Genomic DNA, 17,685 nt, shown 5'->3' with positions numbered 1-17,685 from the left:
CGGCAGAACCGCGGGCATCCTCCGCGGCGCGCGAGGATGCCCGCGAGGTGCGCGCGGTGCCGTGCGGCGGGGATCAGCAGTACTTCGCCTTGCGGACGCTGCCGAAGATCGTGGGAGCGGTGATCCGGGCCCAGTTCCCCTTGTTGATCGTCCGGCACAGCGGGTCGGGGCCGTTGTTGATGTCAAGCGTCACGAGTCTCGTCGAGCCGCAGTTCAGCACGTCCGCCCACGCCTTGCCGCCGGTCTCGCCCTTGTCCTTGATGTGCAGCCCGCTCTTGCCCGTGCAGGGGGCGAGGGCGGTCTGCGCCGAGGCGGCGGTGCTCGCCGCGCCCAGGCCCGCGGTGCCGAGGGCCGCGACGAGGAACAGGCTGGCCGTACGCTTCTTGACCGACATGTATCTCCTTCTTCTGATCTCCGGCACCGAGGGCCGCATGACTGCGCAGGGCGGCCCTGCCGGTTCATGAGGGGTTCGAGCCGCCGTGCGATGGGGGCGGCGAACGCCGGATGGCGGGCGGGCGATCGACACCGCGCCGGAACATCGACGATCTAGGTCGCTACGCTAGCGGCTGCCGCAGCAAAATCGCGGCAGATCTGGATATTTCGGGCGACCTGCCAGGTCCCGAGGGGTGTGCCGGCTCCGAGAGGCCGCGGCGCATCCGCGTCCCGGTCGGCGCAGCGACCGGCGCGGCGGGCGGATAGGGTGCGGGTTGTGTCGAAGCGCCCGCTCAGCCTGGTTGTCGCCGCCGTCGTCGTCGCCCTCGAAGGGCTGGTCGCGGTGGGCCTCGGCGGCTACGTCGTGGTGGAGACGCTCCGCGGGGCGGCCGGCGACGTCACCACGGCCATCGCGGAGGCGGTGTTCGGGCTGCTGATCGGCGCCGGGCTGCTCTGGGTGGCCTGGGGCGGGCTGCTCAGGGCCGAGCGCTGGGGGAGGGCTCCCGCCGTGCTGACCCAGATCTTCATGATCCCCGTCTCCGTGACGCTCATCCAGTCGGACCAGCCGCAGCTGGGGATCCCGTTGCTCGTGGTGGCCCTGGTCGGTCTCGTGTCGCTGCTCGCGCCGCCGACGACCCACGCCCTCATCGGCGAGGACTGACCACCGTACGGCCGGGCGAGGCTGACGGGCGTACGGACGTGACGGCCGGGCGAGGCTGACGGGCGTACGGACGTGACGGCCGTACAGGGACTGACGGTCGTGCGGCCGTGACGATCCGGCCGGACCGGTGGGCGTGCGAGCCGGTGAACGGGACGGCGCGGCACGGGACGCGGAGGTGCCGGACACGGAAGTACGGGACGGACGGCCGTACGTGAGACGACGGCCGTGTCCCGCGCTAGTCGTCGGCGGTGAGGCCCTCGCGCAGCTGCGCCAGCGTGCGGGCGAGCAGCCGCGAGACGTGCATCTGCGAGATGCCCAGCTCGGTGGCGATCTGGGACTGGGTCATGTTGCCGAAGAACCGCAGCAGCAGAATGCGCTTCTCGCGCGGCGGCAGCCGTTCGAGCAACGGCTTGAGCGACTCGCGGTATTCGACGCCTTCGAGCGACTCGTCCACGATGCCGAGCGAGTCGGACACGGCGGGCGCGTCGTCGTCGCCGGAGTCGGGGGCGTCGAGCGAGACGGTCGAGTAGGCGTTGGCCGACTCAAGGCCCTCCAGGACCTCTTCCTCGGTCATCTTCAGGAAGGCGGCCAGCTCGGCCACGGTCGGCGCGCGGCCCTCCCGCTGCGAGAGCTCGCTGATCGCCTTGGTCAGCGAGAGCTTCAGCTCCTGCAGCCGGCGCGGCACGCGGACCGCCCAGCCCTTGTCGCGGAAGTGCCGCTTGATCTCGCCCACGATGGTCGGCGTCGCGTACGTGGAGAACTCCACGCCGCGGTTGAGGTCGAACCGGTCGATCGACTTGATCAGCCCGATCGTGGCGACCTGGGTGAGGTCGTCGAGCCACTCGCCCCGGTTGCGGAACCGGCGGGCGAGGTATTCGACCAGCGGAAGGTGAAGCTCGACCAGCTCGTCCCGGATGCGCTGCCGACGCGGCTCCTCGGGGCCCAGCTCGGCCAGCTCGGCGAAGAGCATGCGGGCGCGGACCCTGTCGGGCACGGCGTGATCGCTGGTGGCCATGGCTCCAGTCCTTTCCGTCACGCCGGCCTCGCCGCGCCTCGGCGCTTACGCAGGACGATCGCCATACGGTCCGGAGAGTCGGTCACCGCTTCCACGTCGTCGGCCAGAGCGGTCAGGACCATCCAGGCGAAGTCGTCGCGTTTGGGCGCGGAGCTGCCGACCGTCACGACTTCGACCCTGACCTGCATCTCCAGCCCGGTCAGCTCGAACTCGGCGGTCAGGTCGGTGCCCGGCACGGCCTCGCCCAGGAGCATCGCGCACGCCTCGTCGACCGCGATCCGCAGATCCTCGATCTCGTCGAGCGTGAAGTCGAGCCTGGCCGCCAGCCCCGCCGTGGCCGTACGCAGCACGGACAGGTAAGCGCTCGCCGCGGGGAGCCTGATGCTCACCACGTCACGGATGCCGGCCTCTTCCATGCGCGTCTCGGTTTCCTCGGTCACGTTCCTCCTCGCGTATATGACGCTGACTGCAACTTACCGCCCCTGAGCGGTGCTTGGACGAATCAGACTCGCCATCAACGGAAAAGGCTCTGTGCGGCTCGTCGCCACACAGAGCCTTATGTGCCGTTTTACGCGGCCTTGGTCTCCCAGAAGATCTTGGAGATCTCGTCGATCTTGCCGAGGAGGTCCTCCGCCTTGGCGGCGTCCACCGTGCCCTTGGCGCCCGCCGCGCCCGCGAGCTTGGTGGCCTCCCAGAAGAGCTGGTGGAGCTGGGGGTAGGTCTCGAGGTGCGGCGGCTTGAAGTAGTCGGTCCACAGCACCCACAGGTGGTGCTTGACCAGCTCGGCCCGCTCCTCCTTGATGGTCAGCGCGCGGGCGCGGAAGACCGGGTCCTCGTTGGCCGCGTACTTTTCCATGATCGCCTTGACGGACTCGGCTTCGATCCGTGCCTGGGCGGGGTCGTAGACGCCGCAGGGCAGATCGCAGTGAGCCGAAGCGACATGCTTGGGTCGCAGCAGTCGTGCGAGCATCAGAAAGTCCTTCCTTGATGCTGAGTCAGCTTGGTCCACTAACCGACCTTACTCGGGTCCCAGGGCCTGCGGAGTTGGGGGTCTCGGCCTATGAGAGTGCGTGTCGAGGGCGACTCGATGCGTCCCGCGCTGCTGCCCGGAGACTGGCTCCTCGTGCGGCGCGGCGCCCGGGTCCGGGCGGGCGACATCGTGGTGGCCAGGCTGCCCGGCGCCCCCGACCGGCTGATCGTCAAACGGGCCCGGTGGCACGGTGATGACGGGTGGTGGCTGGAGAGCGACAACCAGCGGGCCGCCGGGCGGCGCGACAGCTGGGACTTCGGGCCGGTCGGCGACATCGTGGGCCGGGTCGTGCTGCGCTACTGGCCGCCGCGGCGGCGGGCGCGGTAGGCCGCGACGTTGGCGCGGCTGGCGCAACGGGCCGAGCAGTAGCGGCGCGAACGGTTGGAGGAGGTGTCCAGGTACGCCCGCGAGCAGCGCGGCTCCTGGCAGCGGCCGAGGCGGTCGGCACCGAGCTCGGCGACCACGGCGGCCAGGCCCATCACGGCGCTCGCCGCCTCGTCCTCGGCCAGGTGCAGATGCCAGCGCTGTCCGTCGTGGGCCGACAGCCGCGGGTGCACCGGATAGCGCGCGAGCAGGGCGTTGAGCAGCGCGGCCACGGCATCCTCGTCGCCGGCCGAGGCGGCCGCGAAGACCTCGGCCAGCTCGTCGCGCAGTCCTCGGAGCGCGGGGGGTGCGTCGGGGTCGTTCACGAGACGGACCGCCCACTCGGCGTAAGAGGTCATGTCCATGCCGGAGTATTACACGGCTGAGTGGGGGAGGGGTGGTCCGGAGCGGCCGGGGGAGGGGCCGACGCGGTGCGGGAGCGCGGTTCAGGACGGTCGGAAGGGCGTGGCCCGGACCGTGGGGGAGGGGCCGTGCGGAGGGGCCGTGCGGAGGGCCGTGCGCGGGGCGCTGGAGGGGGCGCCCCGCCGGTGGTGCTCGTCGGGGAGACCCCCGGCGGGCACCACCGGGGGCCCCGTGACCTCAGCCCTCGGGGTGGAGGACGCGATGCAGGAAGCCGCGGGTGCGCTCGTGCTGCGGGTCGCCGATGACCTGGGCGGGTGGCCCGTCCTCGACGACGACGCCGCCGTCCATGAACACGACCCGGTCGGCCACCTCCCGGGCGAAGCCCATCTCGTGGGTCACCACGAGCATGGTCATGCCCTCCTCGGCCAGCTTGCGCATGACGGCGAGCACGTCGCCCACCAGCTCGGGGTCGAGCGCCGAGGTCGGCTCGTCGAACAGCATCAGGTCGGGGTTCATGGCCAGTGCCCTGGCGATGGCCACGCGTTGCTGCTGCCCGCCGGAGAGCTGCGCGGGGTAGGCGTCGGCCTTCTCACCGACGCCGACCCGCTCCAGGTTGTCGCGGGCGACCTTCTCGGCCTCCTTCCGGCCCCGCCTGAGCACGCGCCGCTGGGCGACCATGACGTTCTGCAGCGCGGTCATGTGGGGGAACAGGTTGAACTGCTGGAAGACCATGCCGATGCGGCGGCGGACGGCGTCGATGTCCACGTCGGGGTCGGTGACCTCGACGCCCTCCACCAGGATCTTGCCGAGGGTCGGCTGCTCCAGCAGGTTCACGCAGCGCAGCAACGTGGACTTGCCCGAGCCGGAGGGGCCGATGACACACACCACCTGGCCGGCCTCCACCGTGCAGGTGATGCCCCGGAGCACCTCGTTCTTGCCGAAGTGCTTGTGCAGGTCCTTGATCTCGATGGCCGGCGTCATCGGGCCCTCACCTTGCGCTTCTCCAGTCTGGCCGCCAGGTGCCCCAGCGGAACCGTGACGAGCAGGTACGTCAGGCCGGCCACCATGATCGGTGTGGCGTTGGCGTACTGGGAGGCCAGGTCGTTGCCGAACTTGGCCAGCTCCACGTACTCGCCGGAGATGCCCAGGAAGAGCACCAGCGACGAGTCCTTGAGCAGTGCCACGAACTGGTTGGTCGTCGGCGGGATGACGATCCTGATGGCCTGCGGGATCACCACGGTGATCTGCGCCCTGGTCGCCGACATGCCGAGCGACCTGGCCGCCTCCGTCTGTCCCTTCGGCACCGCCTGCAGGCCGGCCCGGAACACCTCCGCCTGGTAGGCCGCGCCGACCAGGCCGAGCCCCAGGATGCCCTGCCCGTACGTGCCGCCGGGCACCGCGAAGCCGGGCAGCGCCAGCGGCAGGAAGGTGATCAGGAGGAAGATGAGCAGGGCCGGCAGGCCACGGAAGATCTCGATGTAGAGCCCCGAGATCCACCGGTACGGCCGCACCGTGGACAGCCGCATGAGCGCCAGCACGAGCCCCACCACGAACGCGAAGACGAACCCGCCCGCCGTGTAGATGAGGGTGTTCTTCAGCGCGATCGTGAAGAGCTCGGGCAGGGCCTTCTCGGCCACGTCCGGCTTGGCGAAGTTCTGCGCCAGGCTGGGCCAGTCGGCGTACAGGACGACGCCGACGAGCGCGGCGACCAGCAGGACGTACTGGATGGCGCGGCTGATGCGCTGCTTCTTACGCGGGCTGAGCCGGGCCTTGCCCGGCTCAGCCGCCAGTGACTGGTCCGACATGGATCAGCTCAGCTCACCGGGCTTCTTGCCGAACCACTTCACGAAGATCTGCTCGTACGTCCCGTCGGACTTGGCGGCGGTGAGGGTCTCGTTGATGGTCTTGAGCAGCACCGGGTCGGCGTTCTTCTTCAGGCCGATGCCGTACTGCTCACCCGTGTCGAGGCTGGCGATCATCTCGAACTTCTCGGCGATCTCCGGCTTCTTCAGCCAGGTGAGCACCACCGGCAGGTCCTGGACGATCACGTCGGCCTGGCCGGCCTGCAGGGCCAGCAGCTCCTTGGCGGAGTCGGCGTACTCGGTCGGGTTGAAGCCCTGCTTCTTGACGTAGTCGAGGCCGGTCGTGCTGGCCTGCGCGCCCAGCTTGAGGTTCTTGGCCTTGATGTCCTCCAGCGAGGTGGCCCCCGTGCCCTTCTTGGCCAGCAGCGCCTGCGTGGCGTCGAAGTACGGATCGGAGAAGGTGATGTTCTGCTTGCGCTCGTCGGTGATCGTCATGCCGGCCGCCGCGACGTCGCACTTGTTCGTGGCCATCGCCGCGCCGCTCTTGATGACGGCGAAGTCGATGTCCACGATCTGCTGCTCCACGCCCAGCTTCTTGGCGACCAGGTCGACGACGTCGACGTCGAACCCGACGATCTTGCCGCTCGCGTCCTTGAACTGGAACGGCTCGTACGGGATGTTGGTGCAGGTCGTGAGCTTGCCGGGGGTCACCAGCTTGGCCTCGCTCGCGGCCGTCGCCCCGCCCGGACTGGCAGTGGCGGTGGTGTCACCGCTGCCCGAACCACCGCCGCAGGCGGACAGCCCCAGGGCGGCGGCCAAGGTGAGCGCGCTGATGGTGTAACCACGGCGGCTCGTGGACCAGAGGGCCATGTCAGGCCTCCTCAAGTGCTATGTCATGAAAGTTGCGTTTTGTGAAGCTTAAATCGCCCCGAGCGACGATCCGCCATCGGGGATTTAACGATGCGTCAACAGAACAGCGTCACCCTGGACACCGGACTCCGTCTCACCATGTGGCACTATGGAGCGACGGGTGACCCCCGTAACCCCTCACGAGACGATCGGGAGGGGACCCTGGCGGCTACCGAAGCCAGGCCTCTCGCGCCGTCTGCCGAAGGTCTCCATCGTCCGTCCGATGCCTACTGGGGTCTCTCTGTGACTGCCACTCCTGCTTCTCCCTCTCTCGAATCACTCGACCAGGACCCGGCCTTCGCCCTGCACCGCGGGGGCAAGCTGGAGGTTCGCTCCACCATCCCCGTCCGTGACGCGGACGACCTGTCTCTGGCCTACACCCCCGGAGTCGCCCGGGTGTGCAACGCCATCGCCGACACGCCGTCGCTGGTCAACGACTACACCTGGGTCTCCAACGTGGTCGCCGTCGTCTCCGACGGCACCGCCGTGCTCGGCCTCGGTGACATCGGCCCCGCCGCCGCGATGCCCGTGATGGAGGGCAAGGCGCTGCTGTTCAAGGAGTTCGGCGGCGTTGACGCCGTCCCCCTCTGCCTGGCCTGCACCGACGTCGACGCGCTGGTCGAGACCGTGGTCCGGCTCGCGCCCTCGTTCGGCGGCATCAACCTGGAGGACATCAGCGCCCCGCGCTGCTTCGAGGTCGAGGCCCGGCTGCGCGACCTGCTCGACATCCCCGTCTTCCACGACGACCAGCACGGCACCGCCATCGTCGTCCTGGCCGCCCTGACCAACGCCGCCCGCCTGACCGGTCGGTCCCTGGGCGACCTGCGTGCCGTCGTGGCCGGCGCCGGCGCCTCCGGCGTCGCGGTCACCCGCATCCTGCTCGAAGCCGGCATCGGCGACATCGCCGTGGCCGACTCCAAGGGCATCATCTATCCGGGCCGCGAGGGGCTCAACTCCGTCAAGGAGGCCCTGGCCCGCGACACGAACAAGGCCGGCCACACCGGCTCCACCGAGCAGGCGCTCGCGGGCGCCGACGTGTTCGTCGGCCTGTCGGGCTCGACCGTCGCCGAGGAGGCCATCGCCTCCATGGCGACCGACTCGATCGTCTTCGCGCTGTCCAACCCCACGCCGGAGGTGTCGCCGACCGTGGCGGCCAGGCACGCCCGCGTGGTGGCCACCGGCCGCTCCGACTTCCCCAACCAGATCAACAACGTGCTCGCCTTCCCCGGGGTCTTCCGCGGCGCGCTCGACGTGCGGGCCACCACGATCACCGAGAACATGAAGGTCGCGGCCGCCACCGCGCTCGCCGCCGTGGTGGGCGACGACCTGCGGGCCGACTACGTCATCCCGAGTCCGTTCGACGCCCGAGTGGCCCCCGCCGTCACCGCCGCCGTGGCCGCCCAGGCACGGCGTGACGGGGTCGCCCGCATCCCGGGCTGACCGGGCCCGGTCGCCCTCAGCCCCGACAAGTCCACCCGAGTAAAGGGAAGTCTTGGGCTTCCCTTTACTCAGCGTGCTATAACAGGAGCCCTCTGTAAGGATGCCGGCTCCGACTCCTGGGGCGAGGAGAACGATGCGACGCGAGCCCAACCGCCTGCTTCAGCTGCTCATCGCGGAAGCGGGCCTCTCCCACAAGGGGTTGGCCAGGCGGCTCAACGACCTGGGCGCCGCTCGCGGCACGCCCGGCCTGAAGTACGACCACAGCTCCGTGCTGCGATGGATCGGGGGCCAGCGGCCCAGAGATCCGGTGCCGTCCCTCCTTACCGAGATTTTCGCCCTACGGCTCGGCAGACCCGTCACGCCTGAAGACCTCGGGATGCCGGCCATCGTTTCACCCCCCGATCTCGGGCAGGTGTTCACGCACACGTGGCAGGAGGGGGTCGCTACCGTGACAGCGCTGTGGCGAGCCGATGTGGAGAGACGACGGTTCCTGATCGACTCCACGTTCGCGATAGGGGCAGGCTCCGTGGGAGCCGTGCGCTGGCTGACGTCCCCACCGGACGAACGCCTCGACGGCGGAGGCTCGCGACGCGTGGGCCGGGCCGACGTCGCGGCCATCCGCGAGGTCACCCGCTCGTTCGGTGAGCTCGACAACCGCTTCGGCAGCGGCAGGGTCCGCGCCGCCGTGGTCGAGTACCTCGACACCGCCGTCACGCCGCTGCTCAAGGACGGCTCGTACGGCGAGAGCACCGGCAGGGAACTGGCCGCGGCCGCTGCCGAGCTCACCCGGCTGGCCGGCTGGATGGCCTACGACCTGGAGCAGCACGGCCTGGCCCAGCGCTACCTGATCCAGGCGCTGCGCCTGGCCCGGGGCGCGGGCGACGACGCGCTCGGCGGCGAGATCCTCGCCGGCATGGCGCACCAGGCCATCTACATGGGCCGCCCGGCCCACGCCCTGGACCTGGCGCGGGCCGCCCAGCTCTCGGCCGCGCGCTCGGGCGTGGCCACGCTGATGGCCTCCTGCCACGTGCTGGAGGCGCACGCCCACGCCGGGCTCGGCGACGCCCGGTCCTGCGCCGCCGCGCTGCACGACGCCGAGCTGGCCTTCGACCGGCGCGTCCCGGGGCACGAGCCCGCCTGGCTGAGCTACTTCGACGAGGCCTACCTCGCGGCCAAGTTCGCCCACTGCTTCCGCGACCTCGGCGACGGGGTGCAGGCGGTCCGCCAGGCCCGCCGCTCGCTCGACATGGACGGCCGCTTCGTGCGGGGGCGGATGTTCAACCTGTCGCTGCTGGCGGCCGGGCTGACGCAGTGCGGCGAGCTGGAGGAGGCCTGCCGGGTGGCCGCCCACGCGTTCGACCTGGCGGGCGAGCTGCAGTCGGTCCGGTCCCGCTCGTACGCCGCCGACCTGCGCAGGCGGCTGGAGCCGTACAAGCGCGAGCCGGTGGTCACGGCGCTGCGCGAGCGCACCCGCGAGCTGGCGGCGGTGTGACGGAAGGGCGTGCGACGGCGCCTGTGTGACGGCGAGAGCCCGTCTTCGGCGTGGTCGCCGGAGACGGGCTCGTCGTCGGTGGGTCAGCCGGGGAGCAGCTCGCCGTTCGGGCCGACGATCTTCTTCGTCTCCGCGTAGTTGGCCTTGTTGTAGACGTCGGCCACCTCGCCGTCGAAGTAGGCCGAGGTGATGTGGTCGACGCGGTCGTTGCCGTCCTCGTCGACGAACAGGCTCGTCACGCCGTTGACGTAGCCGGTGCGCTTGTTGTTGTCGTACCTGACGAGCCACGGGCCGCCGTCGGCGCCCGGGGTCATCGAGCACTTGAGCACCTGGTGGGTCTCCACCCGGAAGGTGTTGATCTGGTACGTCTTCGTGCCGGTCTTGCCGGAGCACCACTTGGGCGTCAGGCCGGAGAACGGGCGGTCGCCGTCGGGGTGCGGGGCCGACGGGTAGCCGAAGGCGATCACGCGCTGATTCATCGGCTGGTTCCAGGCGATGCCCTGCCCGCCGACCACGTCACCGAGCCGGCCCGCGTCCTTGACGATGCCGATCATGTACTCGGCCATGTAGTACTTGCGGGTCGTGCCGGGCTTGACCCACTTCTGGACGTAGTAGCGGGTGATCGTGTAGTTGCCGCGCTTGTCGTCGCCCTTCGTGCCCGGCCCCTTGTACGCCTCGTGCTCGGCCTTGGTGGCGGGCACCGTCTCGGGCTCGCCGAACTTGTAGCCGTTGCCCTTGCCGGTCTTGGCGTCCTTGTAGGCCTGCGCGCCGACCTCTTCGCGCTCCAGGACCGCGCCCGGGTAGTCGGGGCCGACCTTGTCGGCGGGCTTGTCCTCGCCCTCGCTGTAGCAGTCGCCGAGGTTGAGCAGGCACTTGCCGTACTCCTCGGCGGTGATCGGGCGCGGCTTGACCCACTTGTCGCCCGCCCACTTGTCGAACTCGGCCTTGGTCACCTTCTTCTCGCCCGCGAGGCGGAAGCCGTTGTGCACCGCGACGAAGGCGAAGTCGCCGTCGTAGTCGTCGTAGGTGTCGAGGTCATAGGCGGTGAAGGCGTAGGCGCCCACGTACACGCCGAAGGGGGCCTTGCCCTGGTAGTAGCCGGGCGCGAAGACCCACTTGCGGAAGACGTCCTTGCCGTGCTCGTACACGCAGTGGCCGGCGGTGGCGACCAGGTTGCGGTGACGCGACTGGATGGAGGTGGCCGAGCACCAGCGAGGCTGGCCGGCACGGTCGAGGAAGAACACCTTGCCGATCGTCTTCGGCAGGTTGACGTTCTTGCTCTTGGCGGACGGCGGGGTGGTGCCGGTGGGGGCGACCCCGCCGGGCTTGCCGTCACCCGTCTGCGTCTGGGGGCGGACGAGCTTGGGAACGTCCTTGGCGTCGACCCGGTACTGCGTCGCCTTCTTCAGCGCGGCGCCGTTGGCGTCGAGCCAGAACTGGGCGTCGCTGTAGGCGTCGGCGGGCTTGGGGGCGAGGGGATCGCTGATCCAGCTCGGCTCCGCGGTGGCGGGCAGGGCGAGTGCGGTGGCGCCGAGGCATGCTGCGGCGAGGGGGACGAGCAGGCGCTTCACTGAGGAACTCCACGAAGTTTACAAAGGGCGTGTCGGAACCCTATCGATCTTCTGGTCACTCTGGTAACCCCCGCCACAAAGCACCCAGAAAAGGCCGAAGGGCCCGGCTGGATGCCGAGCCCTTCGGGTGTTGCATGGGGTGAACGCCGACCGGGGTCGTCGTTCGGTCCGCCGGTACTACTTGATGAGCTTGCCGGACCACACGGCCGCAGCGGCCTTGTAGATCGACGCGGTCTCACCGTCGAACAGGGCGGAGGTGATCGTGTCGTAGCGCTTGTTGTTGTCGGTGTCGACGATGAGGCTGGTGACACCGGTGACGTAGCCAAGGCGCTTGCCGTTGCTGTACCGGGTCAGCCAGGGGCCACCGTCGTAACCGGCGGTCACAGCGCAACGGAACGACTGGTGCTCCTCAACCCGGCGGGCCGGGATCTTGAGCACCTTCTCCTGGGTCTTGCCGTAGCACCACTTCGGCGTGACGCCCGTGAAGGGCTTGTTGCCGTCGGGGTGCGGGCCGAACGGGTAACCGAAGGTACGGACAGCGGTGCCGCCCTTCTGGTTCCACGCCACACCCTGGCCACCGACGTTGTCACCGAGGCGACCGGCGTCCTTGAGGACGTGGCCCACGATGAACGGGTCGAGACGGATGTAACGCTCAACCTTGCCGGGCTTGTACCACTGCTGCACGTAGTAGTGCGTGATGGTGTGGTTGCCGGCCGCGTCCTTGGCCTTGGTGCCCGGGCCGCTGTAGGCCTTGTACTCGGCCTCGGTCACAACCTCGGTGATGGGCTCACCGAACTTGTAGCCGTTGCCCTTGCCGACCGGAGCAGCGTCGTACTTGGCCTTCTTGACCTCGTCGCGCTCCACGACCGCACCCGGGAAGTCCGGGCCCGTGGGCTCGGCAGCCGAACCGGGGTCGACCTCGTAGTACTCGGTGGTCTTGGGGTCGAGCTTGCCCTTGGTGTACTCGTCCTTGGTGACCTCGACCTCCTTGACCTCCTTCGGCCCGTTGTAGGCCTTGTACTCCTCCCAGGAAACCTTCTTGGAGGTGTACGCGGAGCCACCGATGCCGTTGTACACGGTCACGAACGCGTAGTCGCGGTCGAAGTCCTCGTACACGTCGAAGTCGTAGTGGGTGAAGGCCTGCTTACCCGCGTAGATGCCCCACGGAGCCTTGCCCTGGTAGTAGCCCGGGACGAAGACCCAGTTGGACACGACCTCGTCGTTGCCGGCGATGTCGTAGACGCAGTGCCCGGCCGTGGCGACCAGGTTGCGGTACTGCGACTGGATGGAGGTGCCGGAGCACCAGTAAGGCTTGCCGTCCTTCGCGACGAAGAAGACCTTACCGATCGTCTTCGGGAAGTTGACGTTCTGCGTCTTGGCGACCGTCTTCTTCTCTTCGCCAATCGGCTTGGCCTCGCCGGGCTTGGTGTCGCTGCTGTAGCCGCCGCCGCTCTGGATCTTGGAGACCTCGAGCGAGTCGGGGTTGAAGGCCACGGCCTGCTTGAGGGCCAGGTAGTTCGAGGCCGACCAGAACTCGACGGTCTCGACGGCCTTGGCCTCGGAGTTCAGAACGTCGCTGGAGACGTCGCTCTGCGCCTGGGCGGTACCGGCCAGGCCGGCGGCCAGGAGACCGGTGGCCAGAACGGCACCACCGGCGGGGAGGAGGATGCGCTTCAAGGTGACTCCTTGCGCTGTCGTGGAACGCTTCTTGCGTTCCATGCGTCAGTAAAGGTATGACCAGGAATCTACAGTGTGGATCTTGGACTCGGGTAGCTACTTCGCATAGAAAAGATCCGCTTTGGGGGCCGTGATCGTTCTGTGATGTTTAAGCGGCATATGTGAGCGACTTGCCGGAAGTGCCTGACGCGCCCGTTTTCGCAGATCAACATAAGGAAGTTGTCAGTGTGACTGGCGGTGCGTAACTCGATTGCCGGCGCGGCCGATCGGCGCAGTGTGACGCAGATCACATCGTCTTGATGGCACCGTCTGGGCGTGGCATGCGTCAAAACGCCCCACAGATTCCCGGAAACGCCGAAGGGCCCGGCGGTCGCCGGGCCCTTCGCGGGTCAACGCGTCAACGATCGGCTCAGGACCGGTCGCGGTGCGTCACTTAGATGATCTTGCCGGACCACACCTTCGCGGCGGCCTTGTAGACGCTCGCGGTCTCACCGTCGAAGTACGGCGAGGAGATGTAGTCGACGCGGTTGTTGCCGTCCTGGTCGTTGAAGGTGCTGGTGACACCGTTCACGTAGCCGAGACGCTTGCTGTTGCTGTACCTGAGCAGCCAGGGGCCACCGTCGGCGCCCTCGGTCATGGCGCACTTGAGCGCCACGTGCTCCTCGATCTTCTTGGCGGCCGAACCGACGAGCTTCTTCGTGGTCTTGCCGTAGCACCACTTCGGCGTGACACCGGTGTAGCTCTTGTTGCCGTCGGGGTGCGGGGCGGCCGGGTAGCCGAACGCACGGACGTACTTGCCCGTGGGCTGGTTCCAGGCGACGCCCTGACCGCCGACGTTGTCACCGAGGCGGCCGGCGTCCCGGACGAAGCCCTCGATGATGTAGAAGGAGACCTTGTAGTACTTGGTCGCCGTGCCGGGCTTGAACCACTGCTGCACGTAGTAGTGCGTGATGGTCCAGTTGCCGCGCTCGTCCTTGACGACGGTCGCCGGGTACTTCTCGGCGTCCTTCTCCTGGTTCTTCTTGTAGGCCGCGGCCTCGGCGTCGGTCACGATCTCGGTGACCGGCTCACCGAACTTGTAGCCGTTGCCCTTGCCGACCTTGGCGGCCTCGTACTTGGCCTTGCCGACCTCGACCTTGGCGACCTGAGCCCCGGGGTAGTCGGGGCCGGTCGGCTGGGCCTCGTCGCCCTTCTTGACGAAGCACGAGTCGGTCTCGGTGGGGTCGAGGGAGCACTTCTTGTACTCGGCCTCGGAGATCTCGATCTCCTTGGCCTCCTTGATGCCCTGGTACTTGTCGAACTCGGCCTCGGAGACGCGCCTGGCCTTGCCGCCGCCCACGTGGATGCCGTTGTAGACGGTGACGAACGCGTAGTCGCGGTCGTAGTCCTCGTAGACGTCGAAGTCGTAGTGCGTGAACGCCTGCTTACCGACGTAGATGCCCCAGGGAGCCTTGCCCTGGTAGTAGCCGGGCACGAAGACCCACTTGGACATGACGTCCGTGTTGCCCGCGGTGTCGTACACGCAGTGGCCGGCGGTGGCGACCAGGTTGCGGTACTGCGCCTGGACGGAGGTGGCGGAGCACCACTTCTTCTCGCCCTTGCTGTTGACGAAGAACACCTTGCCGATGGTCTTCGGGAAGTTGACGTTCTGCGTCTTGACCGCGGGCTTCTTCTCCTGGCCGATCGGCGAGGCGGAGCCGGGCTTGGTGTCGGGGCTGTAGCCGCCCTTGCTCTGGAGCTTGGCGACGTCGTTGTTGTCCCAGATGTTGGACTGGGTGGCGGCCTTGAGAGCCGCACCGTTGGACTCGGCCCAGAACTGGGCGATGGCCTTGGCCGCGGCCGCGCTCTTCGCCATCGGGTCGCTGGCGACGTCGCTGGCGGCCGTGGCGGTGCCGGCGAGGCCGGCGGCCAGAAGGCCGGTAGCCAGGATGGCGCCACCGGCGGGGATGAGGATGCGCTTCAAGGGGACTGCTCCTTGGTCTGTCGTGGGTCGCAACTTGCGTCCCATGCGTCAGTAAAGGGATAGCAAGGAACATAGCGCGCTGATCTTTGCAGGTGGAAGCCGGTTTGCCCCTTTCGGCATGCGGCCTTACCGCCGTGACCTTTCCGTTACCAGTCAGTGATCTTCGCTGACGGTGATCGGGAGGGCGCGTCTTCGCAGGGCATGCCGAGGTTGCGGAAAGTGACGGTGACGACCTCGTCGCGGTGAGTGAGCGAGCGAATGTGACTCAGATCACAGGAACCAAATCGGGGGGCAACTCCGTCTAATCTCGCTCCCGCGCCTTAATGATCTTCAGGCTGGGGTTTCAGCCCTCCCCTCAGCGACCGCGGCCATGCCTGCCGGACACGAAAAAAGGGGGCCCGGCCGAAGCCGGACCCCGTGTGGGAAGGTGATCCCTACTTGTACAGCTCGCCGTTCGGGCCGACGATCTTGCCGGACCACACGTTCTTGGCCGAGTTGTAGACCGACGCGGTCTCGCCGTCGAAGTACGGCGAGGTGATGTAGTCGATGCGGTCGTTACCGTCCTGGTCGGCGAAGGTGCTGGTCACGCCGTTGACGTAGCCGAGACGCTTGCCGTTGCTGTAGTTGGCGAGCCAGGGGCCGCCGTCGTAGCCCGGGGTCACCGCGCACTTGAGGCCGATGTGCTCCTCGATCTTCAGCCACGAGGCGCCCACGGCCTTGCCGGTGGTCTTGCCGTAGCAGGTCTTCGGCGTGACGCCGCTGTACGGCCGGTTGCCGTCGGGGTGCGGGCCGGCCGGGTAGCCGAACGCGCGGACGACCTTGCCCATGGGCTGGTTCCAGGAGACGCCCTGGCCGCCGACGTTGTCGCCGAGGCGGCCCACGTCCTTGGACAGCAGGATGTAGTTGCGTCCGCCCCAGCTGCGCTTCGGACCGGTGAAGCGCTCGTAGTCCTTGCGGCTGACCTGCTTGACGCCGGTGAAGCCGATGCCGTTGTAGACGGTGACGAACGCGTAGTCGCGGTCGTAGTCCTCGTAGACGTCGAAGTCGTAGTGGGTGAAGGCCTGCTTGCCCACGTAGATGCCCCAGGGGGCCTTGCCCTGGTAGTAGCCGGGCACGAAGACCCACCGGTCCAGGACGTCGCGGTTGCCGTCGGTGTCGTACACGCAGTGGCCGGCGGTGGCGACCAGGTTGCGGTAGTTGGACTGGACCGAGGTGGCCGAGCACCAGCGGTACTTGCCCGAGGCGTCGACGAAGAAGACCTTGCCGGTCGTCTTCGGCATGTTCACGTTCTGGGCCCTGCTGATCGGGGCCTTCTCCTCGTCGATCGGCGCGGCGCTGCCGGGGCTGCCGTCGGGGCTGGCGCCGCCCTTGGAGACGACCTTCCGGACTTCCTTGGAGTCCCAGGGGTAGGCGGAGGCGGCACGCAGCGCCGCGCCGTTCGACGCGAGCCAGAAGGAGGCGACCGAGGCCGCCTGGGCGGTGTTGCGGGCCATCGGGTCGCTGGCGACGTCGGCGCGGGCCTGCACGGTGCCCGCCATGCCGCTGGCCAGGAGGCCGGTCGCCAGTACGGCGCCGCCGGCCGGGACAAGGATTCGCTTCAAGGTAACTCCAGGCTTTGCCTTTGTGCTGACGCGGGGCAACTGGACCCCGTAAGCAGCAAACGGTCAGCCCGGAACCTACCGGTCTGGCTCTGGACCTGTGAATTTGCGGAAGATCAGGTAAAGCGGCCGTCGAGGGGCCGTGATCGTTTCGAGATCCGATATTGCCTGATCATCGGGTGGTTGACAACGCTCCGTGTAACTTGCGTCACATTTGTGGCGTGTTCAGGGTGGCAGCGCGCTGGTACACCTGGCCGGTGGTGACGGTGAACGGGGGTGAGGACACCGCGTCGTAGCCCTCCTTGGCGTCGCGGTTCCAGGTCAGGCTGTTGATGCCGTTCAGCCCGCCGAGCTGCTGGGAGGACCGGTAGTCGATCAGCCAGGCTCCGCCGCTCGCGCCGGCACTGAAGTTGCACGGCTGCAGCTGCACCCCGAACTGGAGGTCCAGGCTGGGCGCCACGGTCTTGCGCGTGGTGCCGATGCAGGTCCGCAGCGTGCGGCCGTCGAACGGGCGGCTGCCGTCGGGCTGCGGGCCGGCCGGGTAGCCGAAGGCGTGGATCGTGTTGCCGAGCCCCTTGGTGAGGGCCAGGCCCTGGCCGCCGACGTTGTCCTGCAACCTGCCGACGTCCTGGGTGACGAGCTTGCCGTCCTTGCTCGCCCAGGTGAAGCCGCGGTTCACGGTCACGAACGCGTAGTCGAAGTCGTAGTCGCCCTTGCCCGGCCAGTGCTCGTGCATGCTGATCGACGAGCCCACGTAGATGCCGTCCGGCGTCGCCCCGTCGGGTCCGGGGTTGGGGACGAAGATCCAGTACTGGGCGGCCTTGCCCTGGCGGGGGTCGTAGGCGCAGTGCGCGGCCGTGGCGACCACGCTGCGGTTCCTGGCGGCCACCGCGCTGGCCGAGCACCAGTACTCCTTGTCGCCGAAACGGAAGAACACCTTGCCCATGGTCTTCGCGGCCGTGCCCTTCTGGGGCAGGGCGGGTGCCACGCTGACGACGGCCTTGCGCTTCGAGGCGGCGGTGGTGGCGGCAGCGGTGGTCGCGGCGGTCTGGATGCCGCCCAGGCTGGCCCCGGCGGCGGTGGAGCCTTCCGACCGGGAGCCCGGTGTGGCGGGGCTGTAGCTGTCGGCCTGCTTGAGGCGCTCGGGCTTCCAGTATTCGGCGACCTTCTGGACGTCCGTCGCGGTCTTGGTCAGCGTGACCGAGTAGACGAAGCCGGCGGCCGAGGCGGCGGCGTGGCCCCCGAAGGCAGGCAGCATCAGCAGCGCGCTCAGCGCGACGGCTGCCAGATGCCTGGCCCGGGGGATCATGAAAAGCCTTTCTTGGGGTGTAAGGGAGGATTCTTACAGATCGCTCCTATGTATTGCAGC

At 68.5% G+C, this 17,685-nt stretch carries 17 protein-coding genes; 4 read left to right on the top strand and 13 right to left on the bottom strand.

Features of this window, described 5'->3' with window-relative positions; all coding sequences use genetic code 11:
• Positions 1–73 precede the first annotated feature (73 nt).
• Entirely contained in the window at positions 74–394 is a 321-nt protein-coding gene (locus FHU36_RS40860) for an alpha-amylase inhibitor (RefSeq protein WP_185089453.1), read from the bottom strand.
• Positions 395–709: 315 nt separating this feature from the next.
• Between FHU36_RS40860 and FHU36_RS40855 the strand changes: the two genes are divergently transcribed.
• On the top strand, positions 710–1,093 hold the full coding sequence (locus FHU36_RS40855; RefSeq protein ID WP_185089452.1) for a hypothetical protein: 384 nt from the start codon (positions 710–712) through the stop codon (positions 1,091–1,093).
• Positions 1,094–1,328: 235 nt separating this feature from the next.
• Here FHU36_RS40855 and FHU36_RS40850 read toward each other — a convergent pair whose 3' ends face one another.
• From FHU36_RS40850 to sodN, 3 genes are all read right to left on the bottom strand, one after another.
• Positions 1,329–2,108, bottom strand: a complete 780-nt coding sequence (locus tag FHU36_RS40850) for an RNA polymerase sigma factor SigF (protein WP_185089451.1) — start codon at positions 2,106–2,108, stop codon at positions 1,329–1,331.
• A gap of 17 nt (positions 2,109–2,125) precedes the next feature.
• The gene (locus FHU36_RS40845; RefSeq protein ID WP_312892185.1) at positions 2,126–2,548 is read right to left on the bottom strand and encodes an anti-sigma factor; all 423 of its coding nucleotides are present in this window, start codon (positions 2,546–2,548) and stop codon (positions 2,126–2,128) included.
• A 128-nt stretch (positions 2,549–2,676) separates the two neighbouring features.
• Positions 2,677–3,078, bottom strand: coding sequence for a superoxide dismutase, Ni (sodN, locus tag FHU36_RS40840; protein ID WP_221497305.1), 402 nt, complete (start codon positions 3,076–3,078; stop codon positions 2,677–2,679).
• Between the two features lie 90 nt (positions 3,079–3,168).
• Here sodN and FHU36_RS40835 point away from each other — a divergent pair, with 90 nt between their 5' ends.
• Complete coding sequence (locus tag FHU36_RS40835; RefSeq protein WP_185089450.1) at positions 3,169–3,465, top strand: S24 family peptidase; 297 nt, start codon at positions 3,169–3,171, stop codon at positions 3,463–3,465.
• Here the strand turns inward: FHU36_RS40835 and FHU36_RS40830 are convergent.
• From FHU36_RS40830 to FHU36_RS40815, 4 genes are all read right to left on the bottom strand, one after another.
• Positions 3,435–3,866 carry a CGNR zinc finger domain-containing protein gene (locus FHU36_RS40830; RefSeq protein ID WP_185089449.1) on the bottom strand — a complete coding sequence of 144 codons (432 nt, stop codon included), beginning with the start codon at positions 3,864–3,866 and terminating at the stop codon, positions 3,435–3,437. The two genes, FHU36_RS40835 and FHU36_RS40830, sit on opposite strands and share 31 nt — an antisense overlap.
• Positions 3,867–4,101: 235 nt before the next feature.
• On the bottom strand, positions 4,102–4,845 hold the full coding sequence (locus tag FHU36_RS40825; protein WP_185089448.1) for an amino acid ABC transporter ATP-binding protein: 744 nt from the start codon (positions 4,843–4,845) through the stop codon (positions 4,102–4,104).
• Positions 4,842–5,669 carry an amino acid ABC transporter permease gene (locus FHU36_RS40820; protein WP_185089447.1) on the bottom strand — a complete coding sequence of 276 codons (828 nt, stop codon included), beginning with the start codon at positions 5,667–5,669 and terminating at the stop codon, positions 4,842–4,844. The genes FHU36_RS40825 and FHU36_RS40820 overlap by 4 nt, the downstream gene beginning before the upstream one ends.
• Before the next feature lie 3 nt (positions 5,670–5,672).
• Entirely contained in the window at positions 5,673–6,536 is an 864-nt protein-coding gene (locus FHU36_RS40815) for an ABC transporter substrate-binding protein (protein WP_185089446.1), read from the bottom strand.
• Positions 6,537–6,818: 282 nt separating this feature from the next.
• On the opposite strand from FHU36_RS40815, the gene FHU36_RS40810 reads away from it, so the two are divergent.
• Both FHU36_RS40810 and FHU36_RS40805 read left to right on the top strand, forming a co-directional pair.
• Positions 6,819–8,015, top strand: a complete 1,197-nt coding sequence (locus FHU36_RS40810) for an NAD(P)-dependent malic enzyme (RefSeq protein ID WP_312892184.1) — start codon at positions 6,819–6,821, stop codon at positions 8,013–8,015.
• A gap of 133 nt (positions 8,016–8,148) precedes the next feature.
• The gene (locus tag FHU36_RS40805) at positions 8,149–9,507 is read left to right on the top strand and encodes an NsdA family TPR-like regulatory protein (RefSeq protein WP_185089445.1); all 1,359 of its coding nucleotides are present in this window, start codon (positions 8,149–8,151) and stop codon (positions 9,505–9,507) included.
• 83 nt (positions 9,508–9,590) lie between these two features.
• Here the strand turns inward: FHU36_RS40805 and FHU36_RS40800 are convergent, their stop codons facing one another.
• From FHU36_RS40800 to FHU36_RS40780, 5 genes are all read right to left on the bottom strand, one after another.
• Positions 9,591–11,078, bottom strand: a complete 1,488-nt coding sequence (locus FHU36_RS40800) for a trypsin-like serine peptidase (RefSeq protein ID WP_185089444.1) — start codon at positions 11,076–11,078, stop codon at positions 9,591–9,593.
• A 177-nt stretch (positions 11,079–11,255) separates the two neighbouring features.
• The gene (locus FHU36_RS40795) at positions 11,256–12,755 is read right to left on the bottom strand and encodes a trypsin-like serine peptidase (RefSeq protein WP_185089443.1); all 1,500 of its coding nucleotides are present in this window, start codon (positions 12,753–12,755) and stop codon (positions 11,256–11,258) included.
• 433 nt (positions 12,756–13,188) lie between these two features.
• Entirely contained in the window at positions 13,189–14,718 is a 1,530-nt protein-coding gene (locus FHU36_RS40790; RefSeq protein WP_185089442.1) for a trypsin-like serine peptidase, read from the bottom strand.
• A 434-nt stretch (positions 14,719–15,152) separates the two neighbouring features.
• Positions 15,153–16,319, bottom strand: coding sequence for a trypsin-like serine peptidase (locus FHU36_RS40785; protein WP_185089441.1), 1,167 nt, complete (start codon positions 16,317–16,319; stop codon positions 15,153–15,155).
• A 205-nt stretch (positions 16,320–16,524) separates the two neighbouring features.
• Positions 16,525–17,625 carry a trypsin-like serine peptidase gene (locus FHU36_RS40780; protein ID WP_185089440.1) on the bottom strand — a complete coding sequence of 367 codons (1,101 nt, stop codon included), beginning with the start codon at positions 17,623–17,625 and terminating at the stop codon, positions 16,525–16,527.
• Between the last annotated feature and the right edge of the window lie 60 nt (positions 17,626–17,685).

It is taken from the genome of Nonomuraea muscovyensis (assembly GCF_014207745.1).
GTDB classification, from domain to species: domain Bacteria; phylum Actinomycetota; class Actinomycetes; order Streptosporangiales; family Streptosporangiaceae; genus Nonomuraea; species Nonomuraea muscovyensis.
Note: the sequence above shows the minus strand (reverse complement) of the source record. Positions and strands in the feature narration are given on the sequence as shown.